The organism is Bradyrhizobium lablabi, from assembly GCF_001440475.1.
GTDB classification, from domain to species: domain Bacteria; phylum Pseudomonadota; class Alphaproteobacteria; order Rhizobiales; family Xanthobacteraceae; genus Bradyrhizobium; species Bradyrhizobium lablabi.
This window is the reverse complement of sequence record NZ_LLYB01000101.1, coordinates 123,628-146,427: the sequence shown is the minus strand read 5'-3', so window position 1 is coordinate 146,427 and position 22,800 is coordinate 123,628. Positions and strand designations below refer to the sequence as shown.

25 protein-coding genes are annotated in these 22,800 nt (G+C 64.0%); 6 read left to right on the top strand and 19 right to left on the bottom strand.

Annotated elements, in window-relative coordinates; genetic code table 11:
* Positions 1–14 precede the first annotated feature (14 nt).
* The 7 genes from CQ14_RS29710 to ytfQ all read right to left on the bottom strand — a co-directional run bounded on the left by CQ14_RS29710 (position 15) and on the right by ytfQ (position 7,468).
* A complete protein-coding gene (locus tag CQ14_RS29710; protein ID WP_057861357.1) occupies positions 15–1,151 on the bottom strand; it encodes an aldose epimerase family protein in 1,137 nt (378 codons plus the stop codon).
* Entirely contained in the window at positions 1,148–2,080 is a 933-nt protein-coding gene (locus tag CQ14_RS29705) for a Gfo/Idh/MocA family protein (RefSeq protein ID WP_057861356.1), read from the bottom strand. The genes CQ14_RS29710 and CQ14_RS29705 overlap by 4 nt, the downstream gene beginning before the upstream one ends.
* Positions 2,077–2,856: a FadR/GntR family transcriptional regulator gene (locus CQ14_RS29700; protein WP_057861355.1), complete on the bottom strand. Its 780-nt coding sequence runs from the start codon at positions 2,854–2,856 to the stop codon at positions 2,077–2,079. Before CQ14_RS29700 ends, CQ14_RS29705 begins: the two co-directional genes overlap by 4 nt.
* Entirely contained in the window at positions 2,853–3,833 is a 981-nt protein-coding gene (gene yjfF, locus CQ14_RS29695) for a galactofuranose ABC transporter, permease protein YjfF (RefSeq protein WP_057861354.1), read from the bottom strand. The genes CQ14_RS29700 and yjfF overlap by 4 nt, the downstream gene beginning before the upstream one ends.
* Positions 3,830–4,813 (bottom strand): ABC transporter permease, encoded by a 984-nt coding sequence (locus tag CQ14_RS29690; protein WP_057861353.1) that lies wholly within the window; start codon positions 4,811–4,813, stop codon positions 3,830–3,832. Before CQ14_RS29690 ends, yjfF begins: the two co-directional genes overlap by 4 nt.
* Positions 4,814–4,824: 11 nt before the next feature.
* Positions 4,825–6,366 carry a sugar ABC transporter ATP-binding protein gene (locus tag CQ14_RS29685; protein WP_057861352.1) on the bottom strand — a complete coding sequence of 514 codons (1,542 nt, stop codon included), beginning with the start codon at positions 6,364–6,366 and terminating at the stop codon, positions 4,825–4,827.
* A gap of 136 nt (positions 6,367–6,502) precedes the next feature.
* Positions 6,503–7,468 (bottom strand): galactofuranose ABC transporter, galactofuranose-binding protein YtfQ, encoded by a 966-nt coding sequence (gene ytfQ, locus CQ14_RS29680; RefSeq protein ID WP_057861351.1) that lies wholly within the window; start codon positions 7,466–7,468, stop codon positions 6,503–6,505.
* A 301-nt stretch (positions 7,469–7,769) separates the two neighbouring features.
* Here ytfQ and garD point away from each other — a divergent pair, with 301 nt between their 5' ends.
* Positions 7,770–9,305, top strand: a complete 1,536-nt coding sequence (gene garD / locus CQ14_RS29675; protein ID WP_057861350.1) for a galactarate dehydratase — start codon at positions 7,770–7,772, stop codon at positions 9,303–9,305.
* Between the two features lie 36 nt (positions 9,306–9,341).
* On the opposite strand, the gene CQ14_RS29670 is transcribed toward garD, so the two are convergent.
* Together CQ14_RS29670 and CQ14_RS29665 are read right to left on the bottom strand one after the other, a co-directional pair.
* Complete coding sequence (locus CQ14_RS29670) at positions 9,342–9,797, bottom strand: host attachment family protein (RefSeq protein WP_347337163.1); 456 nt, start codon at positions 9,795–9,797, stop codon at positions 9,342–9,344.
* A 130-nt stretch (positions 9,798–9,927) separates the two neighbouring features.
* Positions 9,928–11,052 carry a DUF1236 domain-containing protein gene (locus CQ14_RS29665; RefSeq protein ID WP_057861349.1) on the bottom strand — a complete coding sequence of 375 codons (1,125 nt, stop codon included), beginning with the start codon at positions 11,050–11,052 and terminating at the stop codon, positions 9,928–9,930.
* Positions 11,053–11,243: 191 nt separating this feature from the next.
* Here CQ14_RS29665 and CQ14_RS29660 point away from each other — a divergent pair, with 191 nt between their 5' ends.
* Entirely contained in the window at positions 11,244–11,567 is a 324-nt protein-coding gene (locus tag CQ14_RS29660) for a hypothetical protein (RefSeq protein ID WP_057861348.1), read from the top strand.
* Positions 11,568–11,722: 155 nt separating this feature from the next.
* A complete protein-coding gene (locus CQ14_RS29655; protein ID WP_057861347.1) occupies positions 11,723–12,154 on the top strand; it encodes a CBS domain-containing protein in 432 nt (143 codons plus the stop codon).
* Between the two features lie 334 nt (positions 12,155–12,488).
* Here CQ14_RS29655 and CQ14_RS29650 read toward each other — a convergent pair whose 3' ends face one another.
* The gene (locus CQ14_RS29650) at positions 12,489–12,707 is read right to left on the bottom strand and encodes a DUF6496 domain-containing protein (protein ID WP_057861346.1); all 219 of its coding nucleotides are present in this window, start codon (positions 12,705–12,707) and stop codon (positions 12,489–12,491) included.
* 75 nt (positions 12,708–12,782) lie between these two features.
* The gene (locus CQ14_RS29645) at positions 12,783–13,331 is read right to left on the bottom strand and encodes a DUF4142 domain-containing protein (RefSeq protein WP_057861345.1); all 549 of its coding nucleotides are present in this window, start codon (positions 13,329–13,331) and stop codon (positions 12,783–12,785) included.
* Between the two features lie 425 nt (positions 13,332–13,756).
* Here CQ14_RS29645 and CQ14_RS29640 point away from each other — a divergent pair, with 425 nt between their 5' ends.
* Positions 13,757–14,068, top strand: coding sequence for a hypothetical protein (locus CQ14_RS29640; protein WP_057861344.1), 312 nt, complete (start codon positions 13,757–13,759; stop codon positions 14,066–14,068).
* Between the two features lie 108 nt (positions 14,069–14,176).
* Here the strand turns inward: CQ14_RS29640 and CQ14_RS29635 are convergent, their stop codons facing one another.
* Positions 14,177–14,413 (bottom strand): hypothetical protein, encoded by a 237-nt coding sequence (locus tag CQ14_RS29635; protein WP_057861343.1) that lies wholly within the window; start codon positions 14,411–14,413, stop codon positions 14,177–14,179.
* Between the two features lie 80 nt (positions 14,414–14,493).
* Positions 14,494–14,664 carry a hypothetical protein gene (locus CQ14_RS44865; protein WP_199805642.1) on the bottom strand — a complete coding sequence of 57 codons (171 nt, stop codon included), beginning with the start codon at positions 14,662–14,664 and terminating at the stop codon, positions 14,494–14,496.
* 499 nt (positions 14,665–15,163) lie between these two features.
* On the opposite strand from CQ14_RS44865, the gene CQ14_RS29625 reads away from it, so the two are divergent.
* Together CQ14_RS29625 and CQ14_RS29620 are read left to right on the top strand one after the other, a co-directional pair.
* Entirely contained in the window at positions 15,164–15,391 is a 228-nt protein-coding gene (locus tag CQ14_RS29625; RefSeq protein ID WP_057861341.1) for a hypothetical protein, read from the top strand.
* A 554-nt stretch (positions 15,392–15,945) separates the two neighbouring features.
* The gene (locus tag CQ14_RS29620) at positions 15,946–16,161 is read left to right on the top strand and encodes a hypothetical protein (protein ID WP_156435571.1); all 216 of its coding nucleotides are present in this window, start codon (positions 15,946–15,948) and stop codon (positions 16,159–16,161) included.
* Between the two features lie 32 nt (positions 16,162–16,193).
* Here CQ14_RS29620 and CQ14_RS29615 read toward each other — a convergent pair whose 3' ends face one another.
* The 6 genes from CQ14_RS29615 to CQ14_RS29595 form a co-directional block, all read right to left on the bottom strand.
* Positions 16,194–17,528, bottom strand: coding sequence for a c-type cytochrome (locus CQ14_RS29615; protein WP_063800444.1), 1,335 nt, complete (start codon positions 17,526–17,528; stop codon positions 16,194–16,196).
* Positions 17,529–17,540: 12 nt separating this feature from the next.
* Positions 17,541–17,921 carry a gamma-butyrobetaine hydroxylase family protein gene (locus CQ14_RS29610; RefSeq protein WP_057861398.1) on the bottom strand — a complete coding sequence of 127 codons (381 nt, stop codon included), beginning with the start codon at positions 17,919–17,921 and terminating at the stop codon, positions 17,541–17,543.
* A gap of 14 nt (positions 17,922–17,935) precedes the next feature.
* Positions 17,936–18,091 carry a hypothetical protein gene (locus CQ14_RS44860; RefSeq protein WP_199805641.1) on the bottom strand — a complete coding sequence of 52 codons (156 nt, stop codon included), beginning with the start codon at positions 18,089–18,091 and terminating at the stop codon, positions 17,936–17,938.
* A gap of 34 nt (positions 18,092–18,125) precedes the next feature.
* Entirely contained in the window at positions 18,126–19,148 is a 1,023-nt protein-coding gene (locus CQ14_RS29605) for a formate dehydrogenase subunit gamma (protein ID WP_057861339.1), read from the bottom strand.
* Positions 19,149–19,217: 69 nt separating this feature from the next.
* On the bottom strand, positions 19,218–19,814 hold the full coding sequence (gene fdh3B, locus CQ14_RS29600) for a formate dehydrogenase FDH3 subunit beta (protein ID WP_028348819.1): 597 nt from the start codon (positions 19,812–19,814) through the stop codon (positions 19,218–19,220).
* A gap of 14 nt (positions 19,815–19,828) precedes the next feature.
* Complete coding sequence (locus CQ14_RS29595) at positions 19,829–22,795, bottom strand: formate dehydrogenase subunit alpha (RefSeq protein ID WP_057861338.1); 2,967 nt, start codon at positions 22,793–22,795, stop codon at positions 19,829–19,831.
* Positions 22,796–22,800 lie beyond the last annotated feature (5 nt).

Here is a 22,800-nt window from a genome sequence, read left to right as displayed (position 1 = left end):
CCTGTGACCACCAATCATTGCCCGCTCCTGGGTCGCTCTACCTCGGATTGTGTCCCGATAGCGCCCTGGATCGCGTGCGTAAAGCGGTACGATGTGGTGTGGCGATAGACCTCGCCCGGGGCAAGCCGCGCCGTCGGAAAGTCCGGCCGATTTGGCGTATCGGGCCAGGCGTGCGGCTCAAGGCATATGGCGTCGGATTGGCGATACAGGCGGCCACCCTTTCCGCCGGTGGTGCCGTCGAGAAAGTTTCCGGAATAGACCTGCAATCCCGGCTGGTTGGTGAACAGTTCGAGCACGCGGCCGGAGGTTGGCTCAGCCAGCCGCGCGGCGAAGCGAGGCTCGCCAGTTGCTGGCGCAAGGCAGAAATTGTGATCGTAGCCGCGGCCCACGCGCAATTGCGGATGTTCGTTACGGATCCGCGCGCCGACCTCGAAGCCTTCGCGGAAGTCGAACGGCGTTCCGGCGACCTCGCTGGGCGGCTGCGGCAGCGGGATCGCGCCGGCATCGATCGCGAGGAAATGATCCGCCGCCACGGTGAGATGATGATCGAGAATTTGCCGCCCCGAACGCGCGCCGGACAGATTGAAGAAACTGTGGTTGGTGAGATTGACCACGGTGGGGCGATCGGTCCGCGCAGTCATGTCGAGGGAGAGTTCCATCGGCCCGGTCAGACGCCAGGTCACCTCCACGTCCAGCGTGCCGGGATATCCCTCCTCACCATCGGCGCTGGTATACGCGAGCGTCACGCCGGGATGTTCGCCGTCCTCAATCCGGACAACCCGCCAGTTGCGGCGATCGAAACCCTCCAATCCGCCATGCAGCGCATTGGCCCCATTATTCGCCGCGAGTTGTACTGCGGTGCCGTCGAGCATGAAACGTCCGCCCGCGATGCGGTTCGCATAGCGGCCGACGGTCGCGCCGAAATACTGCCGCCGGGCGAGATAGCCATCGAAAACGTCATGACCGAGCACGATGTCGTCGTGACGTCCGGCGACGTCAGGCACCAGCAAAGCCTGCAGGCTCGCGCCATAGGTGATGATGCTGGCTTCCAGTCCGGCGTCGTATTGCAAGACAATGCGCTCGACTTCGCTGCCGTCAGGCAGGACGCCGAAGCGGGAACGCGTGACGCGAGAGACGGATGGAGCGTTCATGTCGCGTCCTCGAATGGCTCGACCGTGCGGCGCCGCCCCAGCAGAAACGCGTCGGCGACGAGCTGCATCGGCGCGAGATCGACGTCGCTCTCGCCGCTTGCGGTGAGTTCGCGGAAGCGGCGGTAGAGGCCGGCATACTCGGCGTCCGCGGCATCGACGAGCTGCGCGCCCCCTGCCCGCAACCTTGCCCCGCCCATGGACAGCGTGACCGGGCCGCCATCGGTTTCGAGATCGATGTCCCAGCTCTGCGGGCCGGTCTGGAGGAAGTCGAATTCGGCCGCGATCTTCAGTCCCTCTGCATCGCTGAGCGCAAGGTTGGCCGCAATCGGCGCGTCGCGGTTGGCGGGAAACGCGAGATCGGCCGAGGTTACGAACAATGGCTGCGGCAGAATTCGCGTCAGGATCGATAGCGCGTTGATGCCGGGATCGAACACGCCGAGCCCGCCCGCCTCGAAGATCCATGCCTGTCCCGGATGCCAGACCCGCACGTCTTCCTTCCACGTGATCTTCACTGAAATGACCTTCCGGCCGGCCAGCAATTGCCGCGCCGGCTCGACGGCTGAGGCGAACCGCGAGTGCCATGTGGCAAACAGCGTGCGTTGCGCTGCGGTAGCCGCGGTCGTCAGCGGCCTGATTTCGGCAACTGTGGCGCCTGGCGGCTTTTCCAGCATCACGTGCTGGCCGGCAGCAAGCGCCGTCGCCGCCTGGGCGTGGCGAACCTGCGGCGGCGTGCACAGCGCCACCGCGTCGATCGGCGGACCATTGCGCAGGAGTTCATCGAGCGTTGCCGCATGCGGCACGCCGGGTAGCGAAGCATTGCGGCTGGCGATGGCAACCAGTTCCACGCCTTCGGTCGCAGCAATCGCCGGGACGTGCTGGTCACGCGCGATCTTGCCAAAGCCGACGATGGCGACGCGAAGCGGGCTCATGATTGCTCTCCAGGCTCGGCCGCGGCCGGGATCGCGGGCGCGGCGGTGGGCGATGCCGCAGTCCCCTCATGGCGCCGCAATCCATTATGGATCACCTCGGCCATGGCCGCCGTCGCCGCCTCGGCATCGCCGCCGGCGATCGCATCGACAATGCGCTGGTGCCACAACAGCACCGTCTCGCGGTCCTGCGTCTCGACCGGCGCGCTGAGCAGGAACGAGGCCCGCAACGCCGCCTCGATGACGTTGCCGATCGAGCGCATGAACAAATTGCCGGAGGCGTTGGCGACGGCCAGATGCAGGGCAAGATCGCCGTCAGCAAAACCAACGGAGTCCGAGGCCTCGCGTCGCATCCGCTCCATGCTCCGGTTCAGTTCGGCGATATCGGCCTCCGAGCGCCGGGCCGCCGCCAGCGCGGCGGCGCGCGGCTCGACTGCCAGCCTGATTTCGGCGAGATCGTTGAGAAAGCGCCGGTCGATGCCAGCGTCGAGATGCCAGGCCAGCACGTCGGCGTCGAACATGTTCCAGGCGCCGCGCTCGCGCACCACGGTGCCCACGCGTGCCTTGGTCGTGAGCAGCCCCTTGGCTACCAACGTTTTAACGCTCTCGCGCAAGACCGGCCGCGACACGCCGAACATCGCCGTGAGTTCGGCATCGCCCGGCAGCCGGACACCCTCGGCGTAACGGCCGGCGATGATGTCGACGCCGATGCTGCGGGCAACCTCGGCGTGGTTGGAGTGCGCGCGCCGCGTCGGGATGACGACAAGCCGGGAGGTCATGATTTGAGGACTCCTGCCTTGCGGGGGCCGGCGCGGCGGGCGATGCCGAGCATGGCCTGCTGCAAGGCGATGAAAGCGAAAAGCAGGATACCGGTCACGATCTTGGTCCACCAGCTCGACAGGGTTCCATCGAAATTGATGTAGGTCTGGATCAGGCCCTGAATCAGCACGCCGAGCAACGTGCCGACCACCGAGCCCTGGCCGCCGGTCAGCAGGGTGCCACCGATCACCACGGCCGCGATGGAATCGAGCTCGACGCCGACGGCGGACAGCGAATAACCGGCTGCGGTGTAGAAGGAGAACACGATGCCGGCGAGCCCGGCAAGAACGCTCGACAGCATATAGATGCGCACCGTCATGGATCCGACCGGAATGCCCATCAGCGCGGTGGTCGCGCGGCTGCCGCCGAGCGCATAGACATTGGCCCCGAACCGGGTGAAATGCAGCAGCACCGCGCCGGCCGCGACCACCGCGAGCATGATCAGCGCGATGGCGGTGAGCCGACCTCCCCCGGGCAGCCGCAGCGCGAAATCCGACACCGTCGAATAGAGCGGCGCCGTGATCGGCGTCGATTCCGTCGACATCAGGAAGCTGGCGCCACGGGCGAGGAACATGCCCGCCAGCGTGACGATGAAAGGCGGCATGTCGAAGACATGAATGATGGCGCCCATCGCCGCGCCAAAGGCGGCGCATAGCAGCAGGATCGCTGCGAAGGCGACCAGTGGCGGCACACCCAGGCGCTCGATCGCCAGTGCGACGAACACCGTGGTGAAGCCGATCACCGAGCCGACCGACAGGTCAATGCCTCCGGAAATGATCACAAAGGTCATGCCGGTGGCGACGATGCCGAGAAAGGCATTGTCGGTCAGCAGATTGGCCGCCACGCGGGTGGAGGCGAAATTGGGGAATTGCACGGTGCAGAGCGCAAATCCGACGACGAAGACGATGGCCGTGATCGCAACCGGCGGCAGCCTCATTGGCGCGCCCTCCCCAGCACGGCCCCGGCATTGGCGAAGCGCGGCGACTGCAGCAGCAGGACGACCAGCACGACGGCCGCCTTCACCAGGAGGTTGAACTCCGGCGGATAACCCGAGAGAAGAATGCCGGTGTTCATCGCCTGGATGATCAGCGCGCCGACCATCGCCAGCACCAGGCTGAAGCGCCCGCCGAACAGCGAGGTGCCGCCGATCACGACGGCCAGAATGGCGTCGAGTTCGAGCCAGAGCCCGGCATTGTTGGCGTCCGCGCCCATGATATCGGCGGCGGCGATGACACCGGCCAGCGCCGCGCACAGGCCGCACCAGACATAGACTGCAAGAATCATCGCGCGGGTGCCGATCCCGGCGAGTTCACTCGCCCTTGCATTGCCGCCGGTCGCCTCGATCAACAGGCCAAGCGCCGAGCCGCGGACCACCGCGCCGGTGATGATGAGCATGCCGATGACGACCGCCACCGGCGTCGGCACGCCAAGCACCGCGCCATTGCCGAGCCAGACCAGGTCGGGCGCGGTGAAGGTGACGATGCGGCCCTCGGTAATGAGCTGCGCAACGCCGCGTCCCGCCACCATCAGGATCAGGGTCGCGACGATCGGCTGGATGCCGAGCACCGCAACAAGGAAGCCGTTCCACAGCCCGCACAACAGCCCGGCGCCGAGCGCGGCGGCGAGCGCGACTGGCAGGCCGTATGCGTCGGCGAGACTCGCGGCAATGGCGCCTGATATCGCCATCACCGCGCCGACCGACAGGTCGATGCCGCGCGTGGCGATAACCAGCACCATCCCCAGCGAAAGCAGCGCGACCGGCGCGCCGCGGTTCAGGACGTCGATCAGGCTGCCGAACAGCCGCCCGTCCTGCATCCTGAGATCGAAGAATTGCGGCGAGACCGCGCGATCGATCGCGAGGATCGCCAGCAAGGCGATGATCTGGGCAAGGCCTCGGGTTTGCAGCAGTCGTTGCATTATGCTTGGCATCATGCTTGCCCGGCTTCCGCACCGGTGGTGCCGGCGGCAATCGCCGCCAGAATATTGGAGACGTCGACGGCTTCCCCTTCCAATTCGTCGATGTGGCTGCGATCGCGCAGCACGATCACCCGGTCGGAATAGGTCACGATCTCGTCGAGCTCCGAAGAGATGACGAGTAGCGCGAGGCCGTTGTCGCAGAGTTCGCGGATCAGTCGGATGATCTCGGCATGCGCGCCGACATCGATGCCGCGGGTCGGCTCGTCCAGCACCAGAAGCCGCGGCGCGGTGGCGAGCCAGCGGGCCAGCAGCACCTTCTGCTGGTTGCCGCCGGACAACAATCCGATCGGCCGCTCCGGCTCCGGCGGACGGATGTCGAGCATCCGGATGAAACGCATGGCGATCTCATCCTGCTCGGCGCGCGACAGCGGTTTTGAGAGGCCGCGCTTGGCCTGCAGCGCCAGCACGATGTTTTCGCGCACGGTCAGATCGGCAATGATGCCATCGGTCTTGCGCTCTTCCGGGCAGTAGCCGAAGCCATGCGCGACGGCGTCACGCGGCGATTGCAGCCGGACCGGCCTGCCTTCGACCGCAGCACTGCCGCTGTCGGCGCGCTCGGCGCCGAACACCAGCCGCGCGGTCTCGGAGCGCCCCGACCCGAGCAGGCCCGCCAGCCCAACCACCTCGCCGCGGCGAAGCGCCAGATTGAACGGCGCGACATAGCCGGCCTTGCCGTAATCCTCGAACCGCGCGCAGATCTCCCCTACCTGTCGCGCCTGCGCTGCCGCGCGCTCACTCGTCGTCTCGGCGAGTTCGCGGCCGAGCATCATGCGGATCAATTCGATCCGAGGCAGCTCGGCAGTGGTCCGCTCGCCGATCAGCCGACCGTTGCGCAGGACCGTGATGCGGTCGCAGATCTCGTAGACCTGATCGAGGAAATGGGTGACGAAGATGACGCCGATCCCGCGGGCGGCGAGCTTGCGCATCACGGCGAACAGGATCTCGACCTCATGGCGGTCGAGACTCGCGGTCGGCTCATCGAGGATCAGCACGCGCGCGGACTGGTCGACAGCTCGCGCAATTGCCGCGATATGCTGTACCGCGACCGAATAATTGCCGAGCGGCTCGGCGACGTCGATATGCAGATCGAACTCGGCGAGCAGTTCGGTGGCGCGACGGCGCATCTCGGCCTCGCGCACCAGGCCGAACCGCGTCGGCTGCCTGCCAAGATAGAGGTTCTGCGCCACCGACAGATTCTGTAGCAGATTGACCTCCTGATAGACGGTCGCAATTCCCGCATCGACCGCGGCCTTGGCCGAGCGCGGCGCGACCTCGGCACCGCCGAGCCTGACAATGCCGGCGTCGCGCGGGAAGACACCGGTCACCGCCTTGATCAGGGTGGACTTGCCTGCGCCGTTCTCGCCGAGCAGCGCGTGGATTTCGCCGTGCCGCAGGGTAAAATCCACCTCCTGCAGGGCGCGCAGCGTGCCAAAACTCTTGCTCAGGCCCCGCACTTCCAGCAGAGCCGGGCCAGGATCGGAAGCTGCATTCATGCCGGCATCACTCCCACCGACGTTCGCATCGCGCGCGAACGCCTGGCATGTTCGCCTCGTGAGGCGGATTCGTCGAGAAGGCCTTTGCCGCCGGGCCCGGGGCTGGCTTGAGACCCGGCGGCGTAGCGTCGGCCGATCAGTAGCCGAGGCCTTTCTTGCTGTCGTAGATCTTCTGCGGATCGTCGGCCGCCGTATAGAGCTTCGATTCCGTCTGGATCCACTTCGGCGGCACCGTTCCCTTCACCTTGTAGGCCATGATGGCGTCAAGCGCCGGACCCGCCATGTTCGGCGTCAGCTCGACCGTCGCATTGGCCTCGCCGGCCGCGATCGCCTTGAAGATGTCGGGCACCGCATCGATCGACACCGTCAGGATGTCCTTGCCCGGCTTGAGGCCAGCTTCCTTCATCGCCTGGATCGCCCCGACCATCATGTCGTCGTTGTGGGCATAGACCGCGCAGATATTCTTGCCGCCGCCCTCGGCCTTGATGAAGCTTTCCATCACTTCCTTGCCCTTGGCGCGGGTGAAGTCGCCGGTCTGGCTGCGTACCACCTTGAGGTTGGCGTTCTTGGCAACGACGCCGTCAAAGCCCTTCTTGCGGTTGGTCGCGACGCTGGCGCCGACCGTGCCCTGCAGTTCGACGACGTTGCACGGCTTACCGGCCACCGTCTTCGCCAGCCATTCGCCGGCGACCGCGCCTTCGTGCACGCTGTCCGAGGTGACGGCGGTGAGATAGAGTTCCTTGCCCGACGGATCGATGTCGCGGTCGAGCAGCACGACCGGAATCTTGGCTTCCTTGGCCTCCTTCAACACCGCATCCCAGCCGCTCGAGACGACAGGCGCGAGGAAGATCGCGTCGACGCCCTGGGCGATGAAGGAGCGGATCGCCTTGATCTGGTTCTCCTGCTTCTGCTGCGCGTCGGCGATCTTGAGCGTGACCTTGCGCTTGGTCGCCTCCGATTTGGAGACCGAGGTTTCCGCCGCCCGCCAGCCGGATTCGGATCCGATCTGGGAAAAGCCGACGGTGAGTTCGGCGGCGGTTGCGGGAAGTGCGAGGGTGAGAGCGGCCAGCGCGGTGGCCGCAAGGAGGGCTTTGGAGGTCATGAGGCGCATTCTCCCAAATGTTTGTTCAGGGTGCCTGCATCCCCGAAATCGGTATTTCGGCACCTTATTCGCTGTCCGTTGACGGCAGCGCGGGGAATATTCCACGGAAGATCGGCGCTGACTAGTCATATTATTTTACTATTCGGTCCCGGCCGTCACTCCCTCGTGAGCCCAGCTCTGCTCCCTCCATGCGACGACTTCCAACCCGGCGGCCGCTTGATCACACCAGCGGTTTGACCTTGATTGCCCTGCGCATGCGGCGCAGTTACGCGTTACGCCGCCAGTAGCTTAAGGATTCGACATGCAGCCCGCCGCCGCGAAACCGCTCTACATCCGCATGCACGCGGACGACAACGTCGCGATTGTCGCGAACCGCGGCGGTCTGCAGCCGGGTGCCGAATTTGCCTGCGGCTTGCGGCTGATCGAACAGATTCCGCAGGGCCACAAGGTTGCCCTCGCCGATATCGGCAAGGACGAAGCCATTCGCCGCTATGGCGAAGTCATCGGCCATGCCGCAGCGCCGATCGCCAAAGGCAGCTGGGTCAAGGAATCGCTGGTGCAGATGCCGGATGCGCCCTCCTTCGACAATTTGCCACAGCCGAACGGCGGAGCGATCCGGCTACCGCCGCTGGAAGGCTACACATTCGAAGGCTATCGCAACGCCGACGGTTCGGTCGGAACCCGCAACATCCTCGCGATCTCGACCAGCGTGCAGTGCGTCGCCGGCACGGTCGAGTTCGCGCTGGACCGGATTCGCAAGGAGCTCTTGCCGAAATATCCCAACGTCGACGACGTGGTGGCGGTCACGCATGCCTATGGCTGCGGGGTTGCGATCAACGCGCCGGGCGCCGCGGTGCCGATCCGCACGCTGCAGAACCTTGCCCGCAATCCCAATTTCGGCGGCGAGGTGATGATCGTCGGCCTCGGCTGCGAGAAGCTGCAGCCCGAACTGCTGTTGCCCGAAGGCATGAGCGCCGACGACGAAATCATGCGGATGCAGGATGAAGGCCTCACCGGCTTCGGCGAGATCGTCGAGGACATCGTGCAGATGGCTGACGCGCGCCTCAAGATATTGGACCGGCGTCGCCGCGAAACCTGCCCGGCTTCGGCGCTGGTGGTCGGCATGCAATGCGGCGGCAGCGACGCCTTCTCCGGCGTCACCGCCAATCCCGCGCTCGGCTTCGCCGCAGATCTTCTGGTTCGTGCCGGCGCCACCGTCATGTTTTCCGAAGTCACGGAAGTGCGCGATGCCATCCATCTCCTGACGCCGCGTGCAGCGAACCAGGAGGTTGCAGATGCGCTGGTGCGCGAGATGGCCTGGTATGACCGCTATCTCGCCGGCGGCGAAGCCGATCGCAGCGCCAACACCACGCCGGGCAACAAGAAAGGCGGCCTCTCCAACATTGTCGAGAAGGCCATGGGATCGGTGATCAAGTCCGGCACCGGCCCGATCGCGGGCGTGCTGGCGCCGGGCGAACGTGTCCGTGAAAAAGGGCTGATTTTTGCAGCGACGCCGGCCAGCGATTTCGTCTGCGGCACGCTGCAGTTGGCCTCGGGCATGACGCTACACGTCTTCACCACCGGCCGCGGCACGCCGTATGGTCTTGCCGCCGTCCCCGTCATCAAGGTCTCGACGCGCAGCGAGCTCAAGCAGCGTTGGCACGATCTGATCGACGTCGACGCCGGCAGCATTGCCACCGGCGACGCCACGATCGAGGACGTCGGCTGGGAGATCTTCCGCCTCATGCTCGACGTGGCAAGCGGCCGCGAGACCTGGGCCGAGCATTGGAAACTGACCAACGCGCTGGCGCTGTTCAATCCCGGCCCCGTGACCTGACGCGATGAATGGGCCGGCAGCCGTGGCCGACGGCGGCTAGGCCGCCATCAGCCTCTCGATCTCGGGTATCGGATGAGAGGTCAGCTCCTTCGCAACCTCGGCAACTATCCGCTCCGCCACTTCGGCATGAAAGGCCTGCCGGAGATTGCCCAGCACCTTTGCCGGCGCAACGACGACCAGCTTGTCGAAGCGATTGCCATGAGCCAGCCGATAGAGCGCTTCGGCAATGGTGGCGGCGAACCGCTCCTCTGCGAGGTAATGCCAGTCGGCCTGCTCCATTGCGCTTCGGGCGGCGCCGACGCTCTGGATGGAACGGCCGGGACGATCCGTCCCCTGTTCGCGTGTTGCCGGATTATCCTGTTCGAGGACCTGCTCGACTTCCAGATTGAGTCGCTGCGGGGTACCTTTGTTGCGGAGAAAAAGCGCCTTTCGTCCATCGCCGATAAGCATGAGGGTGTTGTGGGAAATCTGTGGTTTTTGACCAGCCATCATCGTCCTTGCTCCATGCGTGCCTAACGCATGAAGTACCGGGTTGGTTGCCTACCGGACAATGCCTGCGGCAAGGAAGACAAGCGGCCGTCGGGCCGCTTCTCTCCTCGACATATTTAGACGTATTTATATGTCAGTCTTCGATTTCCTCGATGATCCGGCGTGCGCCAGGCTCGATGATGTAGGTCCGATCGTCGCGCTCGATATATCGATACTCGCGCAGCCGCGGCGATTCCCGATATACCCCATCCGGGAATGACCGGATCACGACCGAGTCCGGCAGGCGATCGCCGACGCGAATGCGCGTGGAGGCCGCGCTGCCCGTGGTGCGCGGCTCGGTCCGGTTCGAATGCTGCTCCATCCTCGACGAACGCGCATGCTTGCGAACGGCGTCGCGTTCGCTGTCCGAGAACGTCGACTTGCGCGGCGCCGGGGCAGCCGCGGTCGATCGGCCGCCGCGCGGCAACACGTCGACGATCTTGTAGGTCGAGGGCTCGATGATCACGATGTCCTCGCGGACCACGATGAAGTTGTAGCCGCGATATTGCGGCATCACCTCGACCACGTCGGCCGGCAGCGGCTGGAAGCGCACATTGCGGGGCACGACGGTACCCACCGACAATGAGAAGTTGACGTTGGTCACCGGCCTGGCGTTGAGCCGGCTGATGGATGTGCTCACGCGGGTACGCTGGCTCTCCGTCAGATTGGCCGAGACGTTGACATTCGTCCGCGGCTGCGCGGCGCTGGTCTGCGTGTTCGAAGGCTGAGCCGCCGTATTGGTCGAAGGCTGGGCTGCCCCGGTATTCGCAGCATTGTTGGTCGCATTGGCCGGGCCCGACGTTGGCTGCGTGCGGGTCGACTGGTTGTTGGCCGGCGGCGCTGTATTTGTCTGCGCCTGCGAAGGCTGCGAAGACGAACCCGGTTGTTGAGCCGACTGCGCTTGTGACGGTTGCTGCGAAGGCTGCTGCGCCTGCGGGTTGGCTGTATTGCCATCGGATCTCGGCTGCGGTGCCGCGGCGGGCTGATTTGACTGGGCCTGCGGACGTGGCGAGTCGGCCGTGGCATTGGTCGGCAGTTGCTGCGCGTTCGAACTGCCGCCTTGCGTATTTTGTGTGGTCGAAGGCGATGGCGACGCCTTAGGCGACGAGCTCTGCGCTGATGGCGCATTGGTTCTTTGTTGATCGCTCGGCGATTGTGCGAATGCGCTCGTACCGAGCATCAGGCCAGTAATGGCGCCGGCCAACAGACGATGTTTCATATTCCGCTCCTTGTTCCGTTCTTGGAAGTTTTGTGTCAGCGCCGGAATAACTCGGCGCGGCTCAGCGCCGTTCCGCTCAACTCGCGGGCGCCAATCTTCCGGAACCGCTGGTCGTTCCATTCCACTCTCGGAACCAAAGCGGGAGCGATGCTTTGAGCCTCGTAGGGCAGCATTCGAATGAGGAGGAACTTATGAGGAAGATTGCAATCGGCCTCTTGGCCGGCGCGGGCGCGCTGCTGGCCGGCAGTGCAAATGCGACTGACGTCTACACCGAGAGCGAATACACGAACTCCGACCTGATACAGCAGGTCCGCATGGTCTGTGATGAAGACGGACGCTGCTATCGCACCCGTGGCGGCAGCCGCGTGATCGTGCGCGATTCCTACGCCTATGCACCGCGTGAACGCTATATTGAGCACCGTCGCTATCGCGACTGGGATGAACCGCGAGCCGGCGTCGGCATCCGGACACCCGGCGTAAGCGTGGGCGTCGGCATCGACAGCAACCGTTGGTAGGACCATCCAGGGGAGGCTTCGGGTGCGGTTCGAAGTCTCTCCACCTGCCTGATTAGTTCATGTGCCCCAATATTTTCATATGCCCGCTGGAACAGCGATCTGCGGTCGCCTGTTAGCGGGTTAGCGGGTGAAGCAACCGGCAAACGGAGAGGCACATGAAAGTTTCCGATGCGATGACGTCAGAGGTCCAACTCTGCACTCCCGATGACACCTTGAAGGACGCCGCGCAGGCGATGGCGGCGCTCGGTGTCGGGTTGCTGCCCGTGACCGACAACGACCGTCTGGTCGGCATGATTTCCGACCGCGACATCGCGATCCGCGGCATCGGCATGGGCCGGGGCCCCGAGGGACGGGTCGGCGACGTGATGACGGCCGACGTCAAATATTGCTACGAGGATCAGGATCTCGACCAGGTGAGCGCGATCATGGGCGACATTCAGGTCCGTCGACTGCCGGTGCTCAATCGGAACAAGCGGCTGGTCGGCATCATTGCGCTGGGCGACATCGCCCTGGTGCAATGCGGCAATGGCACGGGCGCGGCTTTGAGCAGGATTTCGCGGCCCGGCGGGCAGCACGCACAGCTTTGATCCGTGCGGCCCGGCCCGCTGCGGTGCTGACATCGCCGTGGATGGTGGTTTTCCCGCCTGCATTGGTCAGCCGCCGATGGCGTAGCCGTTTTTCATGAGATCGTAGGAACCTCGGTCAGCCATTAGCGGTTCTAATGCCCATCACACCGTGGGGGAACGCCGGCGGAGCGGCCAAAACCGATGGCACCGACATCCAGACCAACGTTCCCTCGAAACCGCAAAACCTCGCCGCGAAATCTCGAGCGCTATCGAATTCGAGCACTCGATGATTTCGGAGACGAATTGCTTGATGACTGGATGGTGGCCTATCCGGCCGCCGATCTGGCGCGGTCGCTCAAGACTTCTTAGCGCGCTTCTTCGAACCCTTCTTGGGCACCTTGGCGCCCTTCTTTCGCGCTTCCGATAGGCCGATCGCGATCGCCTGCTTCCTGCTCTTCACCTTCTTGCCGGACCGGCCGCTCTTCAGCGTGCCGGATTTGCGCTTCTTCATAGCGCGGCCGACCTTCTTCGCCGCCCCCCTTGAATATCTTCGCTTCTTTGCTTTCTTCGCCATCTTGCTCCTCACCGTTCAATTAGTCCGCACGGACGCGGCTCTGGCGGCCTTCTGCGCGCCCATTCCTTCCGCCTCCTAATGCTTGCCGACCGTCTGTCCCGCAGCCAGCTCCTCCGCCATTTGCAGATGATGACGCAGCGTCGGAAGCGTCGTGTCCGCCCACTCCTTCAGTTTTGGATGGTCGCCGCCCTTGGCGTATCGCTCGAACAGCGACACGGCGTCCTTGTGACCGCTGACCTGCTGGATCTGATAGCGGGAGCTGAAGTCGCCACCTCTGAGCGATTTCAACTTGTCGATCTTGCTCTGGTGGGTGCTGTCGAGCTGGGTCGGGAGCGCCACCTTCAGATCCCCGCCTGACACCATCGACTTCAAATCGTTGCTCGTCTTCTCGTGATCCCTGATCATGGCAGCGGCAAAGGTCTTCTCCGCAGCATTGCCCCGCTCCTGCGCGAGCTGGCTGGACTGGATCTCGAACATGTCGCTGATGGCGGCCTGCTTCACGAAATCGTCCGTCGCAGGCGTGATGCCAAGCGTCGAATTGACTCCGGTCTTCTCTCCGATCGACTGGGCCATGGCAGGCGTCGCCAGGAGAAACACGGCGAGGCACGCGGCAAGGTATTTCATTTTCTCATTCCTTCCGCCGCCGGGGTTTGGCCCGGCATCTGCCGTATCAAGCAGCAATCCTCCTCTATCGTTCCCCTTTGCGCGCCGGTTGCCGCGAATCCGGTGTGGAGTCCGTTCGGGCTTTGCCCCGTTTCGGGACGCTATTTCCCGAAACCGTGTGTCAGGGATCGGACAGACGAGAATCGGCTCACAGGATAGGTTGACGCGAGGGAGCCAGATGCCCGCCTTGCCGGCCGATCGGCGAGTGCGGCACGACCGAACCAGTAAGGCGGATCGGGGAAGCTGAACCGTTCAACAGAACGTCAGGCCGGTGGCATGAACCTAACTGTCATTCGGATTGCGATGCAGATCGCGATGCCTTGCGCGCTCATTGCCGTCGGCGCCGCCGGTCTCTTCATTGTGGTCAGACATGTGACGTGGGTCGGATGATGTTGCTGCCCGCAATTTTCACCCTGGACATCGATGGAAGACCCACGCTTGCGTTCGAAGCCAAAAACTTGCGCGAATCCCAGCAACTTTGTCATGAGCATTGGCTGCGTCAGGACATCGCCGGCTTGATGTCGAACGGCGAACCTCTATGGGATGGCAAGGCGCGGCTCCGGTCCCGGCGTTCGACCGAGAACGAAATTGCCGCCTATCGAAAAGCGGCGCGGGATTCCAAACAGACGGAAGGAGACCTGCTGCTCGCTTACCTCGTCGTGCTCGACGATCTCCAAGATGCGTCTGACAAGGCCTGATGCTCACGCACGTGCCGTGGTCGAACGGGTATGCATGAGAGTCTCCTCTAGCCGCTGATGTCTCGTCGCGTGCGAACGACACGAATGCAGCTGCTGAGCAAACAATCATCAGGCCGATGCGAGCACCGGAGGTCTGGATTGCTGGTGCAGAAATTGCTGATAGGCCGTGATGGCCTTGTTGGCGAGCATCAACCGCCGCCGTTCGCCACGGCGCACCATCAATTCGATCGTGTCACTGAGGAAGCGGCCGGCCGCCATCGCGTCACCCAACTCTCCCGTACGCTCGAGATAATCCCAGGCAATCGCAATCGAACTCTCGATCAGCAGTGGCAATGGTTCCGTCATGTTGCATTCAATCCGTTTGTGGGAAAACGTCCGGCGACCCGCTCCGTTCCTGATACGGCTTGCCGGCTCACGGCAGGCCGTTACGGCCCTCCGGCAACGGCGCCCGCAATCACCATCACCAGATCGTCCAGATCGATCTTGCCCTTGACGATGAGACCATCGGAGCTCTCGATGCTGAGCGATTTCGGATCATTCGCGGCCTGCCTTTTCAGTTCCGCGACAATCGACTCCTTCAGTTTCTCTTCGAGCATTCGCAAGTCTCCATCCGTCGCGGCCGCGCCTGGCTTATGGCGCCGTTCTTGCGCCCAGAAGATCCGAAGGTGGAAGCAGCAAGCTCACGATTTGGTTCCTGGGGATTACCCCTTCCGCCGCTGGTTCCAAGGTCCGCAACCGTACAGACAGGCAGAGGCCCCGCACCTACTGTTTTCGCATGGACAAAAGGAAGGACGAGGTCCGGCCCCAACACGAATTGCAAACCGAGGCGCTGGCAGCCTTGGAGCAAGCGCGTGCGATGCCCCATGGTCCTGCCCGAAGCGAGGCGCTGAAACGCGCAGGCCTTCTCCAGAAGGCCGCTGACATGCAAGGGCTTCTGTTCGCGAAACGCGGGCGTCCACCAAAGACCTGATCTGTCCTTCGACAGGACGCGCCGTCGATGCAAGCCCCCGCGCGCCTGAACGCCGCCGCGCGACAAGCGATCGGAACCGGCGAACGGGCTTCCACGTTGCCCATGCGAACAGCAAGGAGGCTTCGATGGGATTGGCCGAATACATGATCATCGCCAAACCGGACGGCTGGACAGTCCTCCACGACGGAAGTGCGCCGCACAGCTACGACACCAAGGAAGCGGCGTTCGAAGCGGCCGTTGCGGCCGCCTCACTCGCGATCCGGCAGGGTCACGAGGTTCATGTCAGCGTCCCCGGCCGCGACGCCGGCAACAAGACCGCACTCGGCGCCAAGGACTCCCAAAGCGTGCCGTGAATGGGGATCAGTCCGTAGCCCGGATGAGCGCGGCGATATCCGGGCTGCACAGCCGTCACTTCTCCACCGTTCTCCAGCTCGCGTTGGCGAGCATGCAGACCGGTAAGCGCTCAGGAGGATTTCATGGGCGACTTCAGAGACATTCAGCATGGCGTCAACGATCCCGTTGACGGCGTCGACGTGAAGCGAAGATTCAAGGACAACCAAACTCCGCATGAACGGGCCCAGTCCGCAGCGGACGTCCGCTCTAGCGCCGTGCCCGACCGAGATGAGGAGTTTTTGCCGGAAGCCTTGCGGCGGCGACCGACGGGTCCGCTCAACCCACGCACCGGCCGTAGGCCTGCGCCGTAGCTTCGCCGGGGACACCGCTGCCGCGACAATCACCGGCTCGGCAACCAACGGTGGCGGTTCAAAGTTTCACTCAGTGCGAGGAAACCGATTCAATTGCCGAAAACAAGATCGTGATAGGTGACGCAGACCACATTCAGGCGTGACCGTTGGCCGTAAATGCGGTGGTGCAAGCCACACTGCATTTCGAACCAACGGGGTTTTTCATGAAGCGTCTGTTGATTTCCGGATTCGTGGCAGTCGCCCTGCTCGCTGTCGCAACCACGATGCGCTCGTACTCAATTTCCCATGAACCTTCTACCGTAACCACTGGCGTAGCGTTGTCGAAGAAATCCCCGGCCTCCGCGGGCACAACCAGGCTTCCGATCGAGGAGTTCGAGGATATGTCGCTGGTCTTCTCGGCGCCGCCGGCGAAACATTGACGAAGCCGGAATAGTCGCCGCGCCGCTCGATATTATTGCCTGGTCGCACGCTCGAGGAATTGCACCAGCGCGGCGCGGTCCTGCTCCGAACCAATACGCTGCTCCGGCATCTTGGTGCCGGGCGTGTAGGCCTGCGGCCCGACCTCGAACAATTTGGAAACCGTCTCCGGCGTCCAGACAATATCGAGTTGCTTGAGCGCCTCGGAAAAATTATAGCCCGGTGCGGTCGCGATACGCCGGCCGAAAATTCCGGCAAGCGTCGGGCCTGCGCGGTTGGCCTGATCGGCGCCAAGCGTATGGCACGCGACACAGGCGCGAAAAATCTCCGCGCCGCGATCGCCGGCATAGGCCGCGAGCGGATCTCCCGCCGTCTCCATGAGAATCGGATCGACGGACTCGCCGGTCGCCGCGTTCCAGCGCCGGATGATGTTATCGGCGCCGCCGGTGAGCAACGTGCGGCTGTCCGGCGAGAAGGCCACCGACCAGACCGGCAGCCCCGGACCGACCAGCGTGCGCGCCAGCGCGCGCGTCTTGCGATCGATCACCGCGACCGTGCCACCGATGCCAGCGGCGGCCACATGCGCGCCGTCAGGCGAAATCGCAATCGAGATCACCGGCCTTGGCCCTGCCGCAACCTCACCGGCGCGGGCGCCGCTTGCGGTCAGGAAGTAGACGTTGCCATCGGCACCTCCCACCGCGATTTCACCATCGGTGCCAACGGCCACGGCGTTGAGCGGGGTCGGCATTGCAACGACGGTCGGCGGCTGCGCACCCGACAGCGGCCAGATACGAACGCTGAGGTCGTAGCTGACGCTGACCAGCGCGCGGCCATCGGGCGTAAACGCCACGCCGTTGACGTTCTGCGTATGCTCATCGAGCACGCGCGGAGCCCCGCCCGCGAGCGGCCAGAGCCGCACCGAGCGATCCCAAGAGGCCGATGCCAGCGTTGCGCCATCGGGGGACACCGCCAGCGCGACAATTGGCGCCGTGTGACCTTCGAACACCGCGTCGGGCTCGGTCTTGCCAAACGTCCAGATCGCAATGCGTCCGTCGGCGCCGGCGGTCGCCGCACGCTTATCCCCGATCAGCGCAACCGCGTTGACGGCGTCGGAATGGAAACGAAGCACCTGCTCGGCCGCATTGCGCGTCAGCGACCAGCGGATCGCGGTCGAATCGAAGCTGCCGGAGATCGCGCTTTGCCCGTCGGCCGAGATCGCCAGCGCCCGCACCGGCCCGCCATGTCCGCGCATCTGCGCCAGGGCAGCCGTTGTACAGATCGGCAACGCGATCAATCCGGCTATAAGCGCCAAAAGCGCTGACCGGCCTTTGTTGCGATGGGGGGCTTTCGCCGAATCCCTGGCTGCCATTCCCGCCGGCCCTCAGCGTATGCCCGGCCTGTCGCGGTCGAGCCCCTTGGCCTTGAGGTCGTCGAGATAATCCTGAAAGCGCCGATCGGCGTTCTCGCCGAGATCGCGCAGGAACGCCCAGGAGTAGATGCCGGTCGAGTGCATGTCGTCGAACCCTAGCCTGACGGCATAATTACCGACCGGATCGACCGAAAGAATGGCGACGTTGCGTTTTCCGCCGACCGTCTTGCGCTCGGCCTCCGAATGCCCCTGCACCTCCGCGGACGGACTGGTCACCCGGAGCAATTCGGCGGAAAGATCGAAGATACGGCCATCGTCAAAGGCTACACGCAAGGAGCGGCGATCCTTCGGCAGCCGGATTTCGACCGGCCACGCCAGCGTGACGTCAGGCACGCCCACCGCCGGGGTCAGCTCGGGCCGATCAGATTATGGCCGGGATCGCCAACCCTGGCGCCGCTGGTCGTAAAGGCGACCGAGCTTGGCTCCTGAATGGTGTTGAGCACCATCGCGACGCCGACCGCGGCGACGACCGCGAATGCTACAGCCGCAACAAAGGATTTCATGTCACTTCCTCACCTTTGACTTTAAGCCGCCGCATCACTCGGCCGGCACGGCCCGGGCGCTATTGGCGGGCGCATTGGCCTTGCGCTGCTGTTCCTCGACCCAGAGCGCGTGATGTTCCTTGGCCCAGTTGACGTCGACCTCACCGCTCCCCATGGCGTCGAAGGCGCCTTCCATCCCGATCGAGCCGATATAGATGTGCGCCAGCATCGCGGCGATGAAGAGCATCGCAATGATGGCATGGATCACCGTCCAGAACTGGAGCGCGGTGACGTTGCCGGGAAGATAGGGGAACAACAGGAACCAGCCGGACACCGACATCAGCGCGCCGCCGATGACCACGATCCAGAAGATGCCTTTCTGGCCGGCGTTGAAACGCTTGGCCGGCGGATGCTTACCGTTGGACAGCAGCCCGCCGCCCTGCTTGATCCACTCCAGATCGAGCTTGCCCGGGATGTTATTCTTGATCCAGATCAGGAACATGATCAGGACACCAAACATGAACGGGAACGCCAGATAGTTATGCGCAAGCTTGGCCCAGGCCGACATGGCGGCAAAGGCGTCCGGACCGAACAGGGGCAGGACCAGGGTGCGGCCGAAGCTGACGTTCAAGCCTGAAAGCGCCAGAACGACGAAGCAGCTTGCCGTAAGCCAGTGGACGAAGCGCTCGAAGCTGTTGAAGCGCAGCATCGTCCTCCCCGAGAATCCCTGCTGCACGCGAATTCGCCCGCGCACCATCAGGAAAATCGCCAGCACGACGAGCATGCCCAGAATGGCAATGCCGCCGATCCACGGCAGCTTGCTGCGCTGGAAGTCGCGCCAGTCACGCCCGGCGGGCTGGATCAGATTGGCCGCATTTCCGTCAGGGATCGATACGCGCCCGGAGATCTTGTCGCCCTCCTTCAGCGCGTTCAGGAGCTTGTCTTCCTGAACAGCCTCGGCGGTCGGCTTGAACGAGATCTGCGCGGCCGCCGGATGCGCGAGCACGAACAGCAGAGCGAACGCGGCGAATAGCGGTTTGAAGGCCGCGAACCTGAGAATTGAAATTGAGCCTGGCATTTGCACAACGCCTTTCGATTATCGGAATTACGCTTGTGGCGCCGCGCCGTGGCGCGGCGATCGAAAGCATCAGCCGGTCGGTGAATCGCTGTAGGCGGTCTTCCAGCCCCACATGCCCGAGCCGTAACCGCGCTTCATCACCCGCTCCTTGTAGATCTCGGCGATGATCGCGCCGTCGCCGGCCAGCAGCGACTTGGTCGAGCACATCTCGGCGCAGATCGGCAGCTTGCCCTCGGCCAGACGGTTGGCGCCGTATTTGGCGTATTCGGCCGGCGTCGAGTCGGCTTCCGGCCCACCCGCGCAATAGGTGCACTTGTCCATCTTGCCGCGCGATCCGAAGTTGCCGACCTTCGGATATTGCGGCGCGCCGAACGGACAGGCGTAGAAGCAGTAACCGCAGCCGATGCACAGGTCCTTGGAGTGCAGCACCACGCCGTCGGCGGTGGTGTAGAAGCACGACACCGGGCAGACCGCGGCGCAGGGCGCATCGGTACAGTGCATGCAGGCCATCGAGACCGAACGTTCGCCGGGCTTGCCGTCATTGATCGTGACGACGCGGCGGCGGTTGATGCCCCACGGCACTTCATGTTCGTTCTTGCAGGCCGTCACGCAGGCGTTGCACTCGATGCAACGGTCGGCATCACAAAGAAATTTGACGCGAGCCATGATCTATTCTCCTCTCACGCCGCTTGAATCTGGCACAGGGTCACCTTGCCCTCGTGCATGCCGGTGACCGGGTCGTAGCCGTAGGACGTGATCGTGTTGACGCTTTCGCCGAGCACGATCGGGTCGGCCCCCTTCGGATACTTGCCGCGCTGGTCGACGCCCTGGAACCAGCCGGAGAAGTGGAACGGCATGAACGCCACGCCCTTCCCGACCCGGTCGGTGACCAGCGCCTTGACGCGGGCCTTCGAGCTGTTTTCGGGGCCATAGACCCAGACCCAGCCGCCATCCTTGATGCCGCGCTCGGCGGCGTCAGAGGTGTTGACCTCGACGAACATGTCCTGCTGCAACTCGGCGAGCCACTTGTTCGACCGGGTTTCTTCGCCGCCGCCCTCGTATTCGACGAGGCGTCCCGAGGTCAGGATGATCGGGAATTGCTTGGCCAGTCCCTTCTCCACCGCAGCCTTCTGGATCGAGAAGCCGAGATTGGCCATGCGGAACTGACGCCCGTCGGGACGCGTCGGATATTTCGCGACCAGATCAGGGCGCGCCGTGTAGATCGGCTCGCGATGGACCGGCACGGGATCGGGCAGATTCCACGCCACCGCGCGGGCCTTGCCGTTGCCGTAGGCCATCACGCCATGCTCCAGCGTGACGCGGATGATGCCGCCGGACAGGTCGACCGCCCAGCCAACGCCATCGGGATTGTTGCCGCCGATCTTGTTGATGGTGGCCAGTTCGTCCGCGGTGAGGTCCTTGTCCCAGCCGAGCTTCTTGAGCACGCCGTAGGTGAACTCGGGATAGCCGTCGGTCAGTTCGGAGCCCTTGCTGTAGGAGCCCTCGGACAACAGGTTGACATTCTTCACCGAGCCGTCCGGTTGCTTCTCTTCATAGACCACGCCGAAGCGGGCGCGGAACGTGCCTCCGCCATCCTTGGCATGAAGGTTGGTGTTGTAGAGCGTATGCGTGCCCGGGTGCTTGATCTGCGGCGTGCCCCAGCACGGCCACGGCAGGCCGTAATAGTCGCCGCCGATCTCCGGCTCGTCCGCCTTGGCGCGCAGGGTCACCAGGTCGAACTTGCCCTGGTTCTTCATGTGCGCCTTCAGCCGCTCCGGCGACTGGCCGGAATAGCCGGTCGAGAAGCCGCCGCGATTGATTTCGCGGAGCAGGTCTTCGGGCGACGGCCGGTTGTTCTCGACCTTGATGTTCTTGAACATCTTGTCGGCGAAGCCGAGCTTGGTCGAGAGACGGTAGATGATCTCGTAGTCGTCCTTGGATTCGAAGATCGGCTTGACGATCTGCTCGCCCCACTGCAGCGAGCGGTTGGAGGCCGTGCGCGAGCCCGAGGTCTCGAACTGAGTGCAGGCCGGCAGCAGATAGGTGCCGTTCTTGCGTTCGGAGATTGCGGCGAAGGTGGTGGGATGGGGATCCGCGACCACGAGCAGCTCGAGCTTCTCGAGGCCCTTCACCATCTCCGTCATGCGCGGCACGGTGTTGCCGCCGTGCCCCATGATGACCACGCCCTTCACGGCATCGCGCTGATCGACGTCATCAGGGTTGGAAAGCGTCGCATCGAACCAGCGGGTCCACGGGATGCCCGGCAGCTCCATGTTCTGCTTGCGGGTGCGCGCCGGACGGCCCGCCTTGGCCGGAACTTCGTCGAAACGCGACTGCAGATAATCGTATTCGACTTCCCAGACCCGTCCCCAGTGCTTCCAGGCGCCTTCGACCAGGCCGTAATAGAGCGGCAGCGACGTGATATCGAGACCGATATCGGTCGCGCCCTGCACGTTGCAGTGGCCGCGGAAGATGTTGGCGCCGCCGCCGAAGGAACCGACATTGCCGGTCGCCAGCAGCAGGTTGCAATAGGCCCGCACGTTGGCGGTGCCGACCGTGTGCTGGGTGCCGCCCATGCACCAGACAAAGGCCGACGGCTTCTGCTTGGCAAAGGTCTCGGCGACCTTCTTCAACTGCTCGCCGGGAATGCCGGTGACACGTTCGACCTCCTCCGGCGTCCACTTCGCGACTTCGGCGCGGATCTGGTCCATGCCGTAGACGCGCTGCTTGATGAATTCCTTGTCTTCCCAGCCATTGTTGAAGATGTGGTGCAGCATGCCCCAGATCACCGCGATATCGGTACCGCCGCGGAAGCGGACATATTCGGTGGCGTGCGCCGCGGTGCGGGTGAAGCGTGGGTCGAGCACGAACACGTTGGCGCGGTTGAGCTCCTTGCCGGAAAGAATGTGCTGCAGCGAAACCGGATGCGCTTCCGCCGCGTTCGAGCCCATGAAGACGATGGTCTTCGAATTGCGCATGTCATTGTAGGAATTCGTCATCGCGCCGTAGCCCCAGGTATTGGCGACGCCGGCGACGGTGGTCGAATGGCAGATGCGGGCCTGGTGATCGATCGAGTTGGTGCCCCAGAACGCCGCGAACTTGCGGAACAGATAGCCGCCCTCGTTGGAGAACTTCGCCGAGCCGAGCAGATAGACGGAATCGGCGCCCGACTTGGCGCGGATTTCCAGCATCTTGTCGCCGATCTCGTTGATGGCCTGGTCCCACGAGACCTTCTGCCACTCGCCGTTGACCAGCTTCATCGGATATTTCAGACGGCGGTCGCCGTGGACGAGCTCGCGCACGGCTGCGCCCTTGGCGCAATGCGAACCGCGATTGATCGGGCTGTCCCACGCCGGCTCCTGGCCGACCCAGACGCCGTTCTGCACCTCGGCGATCACGGTGCAGCCGACCGAGCAGTGCGTGCAGATGTTCTTTCTGATTTCGGTCGGCGCACCGACCTTCTCAGGCCCGGCCTGCGCCTTGCGCACCGAGCCGAGCGGCATCAGGCCGATGGCGGCGCCTGCACCGGCCGCCAGACCGGACCGCCTGAGGAACGTACGGCGGTCGAGAACTCCTGACGCGAGGCTGGCAGCGATACCCTGCAAACGCGCCTTGCCCGCGGATCCATCTTTTCGCTTCATCAACATGTGCG